At 58.8% G+C, this 5459-nt stretch carries 4 protein-coding genes; all 4 read right to left on the bottom strand.

The annotated features are described in order from the left end of the window. Window positions 1-184, bottom strand: a 184-nt coding sequence (locus tag B3T59_RS07270) for a hypothetical protein (protein WP_287001863.1), incomplete at its 3' end; no start/stop codon positions are given. A gap of 14 nt (window positions 185-198) precedes the next feature. Then, window positions 199-3324 carry a type I restriction endonuclease subunit R gene (locus B3T59_RS07275; protein WP_287001864.1) on the bottom strand — a complete coding sequence of 1042 codons (3126 nt, stop codon included), beginning with the start codon at window positions 3322-3324 and terminating at the stop codon, window positions 199-201. 1 nt (window position 3325) lies between these two features. Next, complete coding sequence (locus tag B3T59_RS07280; protein WP_287001865.1) at window positions 3326-4612, bottom strand: restriction endonuclease subunit S; 1287 nt, start codon at window positions 4610-4612, stop codon at window positions 3326-3328. Next, window positions 4609-5459 (bottom strand): N-6 DNA methylase (locus B3T59_RS07285; protein WP_287001866.1); only part of this gene is annotated, 851 nt, incomplete at its 5' end. The genes B3T59_RS07280 and B3T59_RS07285, both read right to left, overlap by 4 nt.

Consider the following 5459-nt stretch of genomic DNA (forward strand, 5'->3'; position numbering starts at 1 on the left):
ACTTTGCCGTGACCCTGCTCATTTTGCGCACGCGCAGTTTCGGAAACTCTGTCAAGATTGCGTCCACCTCGGTAAGCGGTAACAAGACGGTGTTGTCAACGACCCTCCCGCCTCGGCGACGCACCTGGGCGGCCAGATAGGCGGCAGGCAGGCCCGTTGCCGTCAGAAGCTCGGTGAGCGTCATTGATTCCTCGTGCGTCATTGAGCGTTCCCGACCCTCATCCGGCGGTAGATCGCCGGCACCAACTCCGACACCAACTTGTCCCGGATCACCGTGTTGTTCAGGATCTGGGCGGACAGATCCGAGTGCGCGTCCATGGCGTCGATCACCGCGCCGTTGAACTCTATGTCGATGTCGGGGCTGGCCTCGAACTGTTCTCGAGAGTTGTTGTGCGCCTGGGTTTGCAGATTCTCGCTCTCCAGGAGCTTGTCGCGCAGATGTGTGACGACGCTCCGAACGTCAGCCTCGGAGTGATCGCCCTCGAACAGATCGTTGATTGTGGAGATCACCTCGTCTATTTCGACCATCTCCGGGTCGCGAGTCGAACCACTACCGCCACCCTCACTCGCGGGCGGGAGCTGACCACCACTCTCAGGCTTGCCGCTCGTTGTCGCCTGCTTGTTCTGCCGGAGGTACTCGAAGTCCACCGCCGACAGATCGATGACATGCTCGACGTTCTCGCGCCGAATCACCGGCGCGAGGAAGCGCAGATAGATCGACAGCTTCTCCAGTGCGGAGTCTTCATAGTCGAAGAGCTGGGACAGGAAATCGTACTGGCGGATGAAGGTTCCGACGTCCTTGCGGAACATGTCCAACTCATCGAGCGCTGCTTTGTCCGCCTTCTCGTTGGCCTCACGTTCGCGGTCCCGGAATCGGTGTTGGGCGGGTGTCACCCACTTGGTGAGCGCGTTATTGCCTTTGTTGGCGACGAAATCAGCAGCGAGGGAGTTGACTTCGGACCACTGATAAATTCCAGCAGCATCGAGTTTCGCCATGGTGGCGTGCACGATGTTCGGGTCGGTGACGTCGGCCAATGTGGTGGCCTCAAAGTACGGTTCAAACGCATCGACCACATCCTCGGCAGTGTTGGCGAAGTCGATGACAAACGTCTGGTCCTTACCCGGTGCGGTGCGGTTGAGGCGCGACAGCGTCTGCACGGCCTGAACCCCGGAGAGCTTCTTGTCGACATACATCGCTACCAAGAGCGGCTGGTCGAATCCGGTCTGGAACTTGTTGGCCACCAACATCACCTGATACTCATCAGTGGCAAATGCATCGCGGAGGTCGCGGCCCTTGAGGCCAGGATTCATCTCCGTGCTCGTCTCGGTAACCTTGTCCAGACCGTTCTCCCCGTCGGTGACCTCACCGGAGAAGGCAACCAACGCGGCCACATCGGTGTAGCCGTGCTCGGCGACATACTTGTCGAAGGCACGCTTGTAGCGCACTGCAGCCAGTCGTGAGCTGGTCACCACCATCGCTTTGGCCTTCCCGTCCAAGCGCCACGCGACGTTGGAGCGGAAGTGCTCGACGATGATCTGCACCTTCTGCGCAATATTGGTCGGGTGCAGGCGCACCCAATTCATCACCGACTTGATCGCTTCACGCTTGTCCACCAGTTGCGAATCCGCACCCGCATCAGCATCGACAACGACGGTGCCCCCGGAGTCGGTGTCTTCGGTGGTGTAGCTGTGCCCGTTGTGCGACAGCCGGAATGCCGTCTTGTAGGGCGTGTAGTTCTGCAACACGTCGAGGATGAAGCCCTCCTCGATCGCCTGCTGCATCGAATACAGGTGGAACGGTTCGGGCGGCACCTCGGGCGATGGTCGACGACCGAACAGTTCCAGTGTCTTCGCCTTCGGTGTTGCAGTGAACGCGAAAAAAGAAATGTTGCCGGCTGCGGCACGAGCAGCCATCTCCGCGGCCAAAACATCTTCGACATCGACAGAACCGCCGTCAGCGATGTCGTCCAACTCGGTTGCTGTCAGCACCTTCTTGAGTTGCTTCGACGCCTCACCGGCTTGTGAGGAGTGTGCTTCGTCGGCGATGACGGCGAATGCCTTGCCTTGCAATCCCTTTCCGTCGCGGATGAGATCGAGTGCGTAGGGGAAGGTCTGGATGGTGACGATGATGATCTTTGTGCCCGACTGCAAGGCGTCAGCCAACTTGCCTGACTTGGAGCCGCCCAGGGAGTCGATGTGCGCGACCATGCCGGGAGTGTCGTCGATCTGCCGAATCGCTTCTTGCAGCTGAGAATCCAGCACAGTGCGGTCGGTGATCACCAGCACCGCGTCGAAGACGGGTCTGTTCCCGTCATCATGCAACACCGACAGTCGATGCGTCAGCCAGGAGATCGAGTTGGTCTTGCCCGAGCCAGCCGAGTGCTGGATCAAGTACTTCTGCCCCGACCCTTCGGTTTTCCCCGCACCGACCAGTTTGGTGACGGCATCCCACTGGTGAAATCGCGGGAACAGCATCGTCTCGGTGCGACGCTTCTGGTTGGTCTTGGGGTCAATCTTCTCGTCGATCTGCAGATGCATAAACCGTCCGATGATGTCGAGCCAGGTGTCTCGATCCCAGATCTGCTCCCACAGATACGACGCCGGTGAACCATTCGGATTGGCGGGATTACCCGCGTGTCCGCGATCTCCCCGATTGAATGGCAGAAAGTACGTCGAATCACCGGCTAGCTTGGTGGTCATCTGCACCTCGCTGTTAGAGACCGCAAAGTGCACGACTGCCCGGCGCCCGAACTCCAGCAGCGGCTCCCCCTTCGGTAGCCGATCCTTCTTGTACTGCCGCACCGCATCGGTGATGTTCTGGGTGAAGTCGGTTTTCAGCTCGACCGTGGCCACGGGTATCCCGTTGACAAACAGGACCAGATCGATCGCATTCGCGTTTCGCGACGAGTAGTGCACCTGGCGCATCACCCGAAGACGCACGGCGCCATAGCGTTTCGCAGTGGTCTCGTTGAGAGTGGTGTTCGGCTTGAACTGACACATCGAGAACTTGGCGTTGAGATCCTTGAACCCGTTGCGCAGGACATTCAACGTGCCGCCACCAGCCTTGAGATCCGCATCGAGTCGCTTCGCCAGTGTGGCCAACACCTTGGATTCGGCATCCTTACGCGCGTTGCCAGTCAGCTCGGGTTTGACGCGCTTCGCGAGCTCATCGGGCTGGGTATCGGCCAGCCAACCGAATACGTCCTCGGGGAATAGCGCCAAAGTCTTGTCGTATCCGGCATCGGTCGGTGAATAGAGCCAGCCGTGATCGGCCAGGTACTCGCAGATCTCAGTTTCGAGAACGACCTCGTGGTGCTGCGGCATATCAGATCATCTCCCGCATATCGATTTTGCCGGTCACCGCGTCGGTGATGAGTGCCGCCCGGTATTCGCGCTGCACGCGCATCGCCTGAACAACCTTCGCAACGAGCTCGTCAATCTGCGCAGTGTGTCGGTCGATGAATAGAACAATCTCTCGCTGCATGTCAAGAGATGGAAACCAGATCGGCGCAGCGCCCAGCGACTCGTGGTTAACCTTCGGCATCGCCACACGCATCGATGAATCCACGGCATAGTCTGTGAAAGGTCTCGACAAGAGAATGTAGAGAAGGAATCGCGGATCCAGAAGCCTTGATTTAGGTTCCAGGGCGTACATATCAGCGCTGCACAGTCCATCCACCGGCGCGATAGTGGCCTTGGCTAGATTTGGACGTATCTTGGAGTACACAACCTGGCCAGTGTGCACTAGGTACTTTCCGCTGTCCGCTCCCTGTTCTTCAGCCGTTTCGAGACTCAGGAGACGACCGGTGCCAGACTCAATGTGATTGGGCGCGATCAGAGGCAGCACCGCAAATTCGCGACGCTTTGGATCGACCTGACCGCCAACAATTCGGACGTGCCGCGAGAACCTGCTGATCGTCCAACCAGTCGCAACTGGGCCCAGCCATGGGACACCGGAGTCAGCCGCACTCACGGAGTCGTCAATTCCCCGTGTCACCGCATGAGTGATGGTGGCGATGCGATCTTCTTGCAGGGTCGCGATCAACTGCTCCTGCTTGGCGATCAACGCATCGATCTTCGCCGTCTCGCGGTCAAGGAAGTTTGCTATAGCCGTCTGATCAGGGCTCGGGGGCACCGGAACGCGAACTTGGGCGAAGTGTTCAATACTAAGCGTCTGTCCATCGCGAAGCTGGTTCGAAGTACTTCGCAACTCCTGGATGAAGCCAAGAGACTTGAGAAGGTAGCGAAAATAGCCTGCTTCTACAAGCGCACTAGGTTTAAGAATTGTATATGCGGGACTGATCTTTCCCGGAACCCTACTGAACTCAATTCCTCCCTGAAAGCTACGGAGGCTGATTACGAAGTCGCCTGCCTCGACGTGTCGCAGACCTTCCTGGCCGTGAATCACTTGTACGACTCGCGCGCCACGTCGCGACATGTACTCGTCTTGGTAGACAACTCCTTCATCTTGCGAGCTGGTTAGCTGCCGATCTTTCGGTCGCGCTCGCTCTTTGCGCACGCTGAACAACCACTTCGGGTTCTCGAGCCTCCAACCTGCTGGCAGCACTCCGATCCATGGGGCGCCGTGGCAGTTTCCAGTGATCGTGCTCATGCCCCAACCTCCTTCAGCATCTCCTGGATCTCCCCAACAAGCTGCCGCAGATCCTTCTGAATCTCCTCCAGTGGGCGTGGCGGCACATACCGATAGAAGTGCCGGGTGAATGGAATTTCGTAGCCAATCTTGGTCTTGTCGTGATCGATCCACGCGTCCGGAACGTGCGGCAGCACTTCACGTTCGAAGTACTCCTCGATGTCTTCGGTGAGTGGCACGTTTTCGGTGTCGCGGAGCGCCGGATCAGGTTCGGGGTTGCCGTGGCGGTCGGTGACGACGTCGGCGGCGGCGTCGTGCTCGCCGATAGCCGACCAAATAGCTTTCAGGATCGGCGCGCCAGGACGCCCGAATCCGTTGTCAAGCAGCGATTCTTTGAGATCGGCAACGAATGCGTCGCGGTTGACCCATTCCCAATCAGCCAGATACGCCAGCGATTTGCGGATCGCGTCCTGCTCATCGTCGGGCAGCTTCGCGATGGTCTTCGCCGCGAGAACCGCGTCGATCTTGGCGTCATCGATGCGGAACGCGAGTTGCAGCGGCCGCTCGACCGTGATGGTGCGATAGCCGAAGTCGTCGTTGGCAAACACCTTCGACAGCGATGCCCGCTCGTCGGAACCCGGATCGTCGAGGCGCTCAAAGTAGAGCTCAAGGATCTGCTGGATGTCCTCGTCATCGCGTAGGTACTTGCGCTTCGATCCCAGCGATCTTCGCATCTTGCCGTACATGTCGACGGCGTTGATGAGCTGGACCGTTCCCTGCCGCTCCGCAGGCTTGTTGTTGTCGAGGATCCATATGTAGGTGGAGATGCCCGTGTTGTAGAACATGTCGGTCGGCAGGGCGATGATCG

Source organism: Gordonia sp. UBA7860 (assembly GCF_002500165.1).
Classification (GTDB): Bacteria; Actinomycetota; Actinomycetes; order Mycobacteriales; family Mycobacteriaceae; genus Gordonia; species Gordonia sputi.

Bases quoted from the DNA above. Each gene is read 5' to 3' on its own strand.
- B3T59_RS07275 (WP_287001864.1), bottom strand. From the start codon at position 3,324: ATGCCGCAGCACCACGAGGTCGTTCTCGAAACTGAGATCTGCGAGTAC.
- B3T59_RS07280 (WP_287001865.1), bottom strand. From the start codon at position 4,612: ATGAGCACGATCACTGGAAACTGCCACGGCGCCCCATGGATCGGAGTG.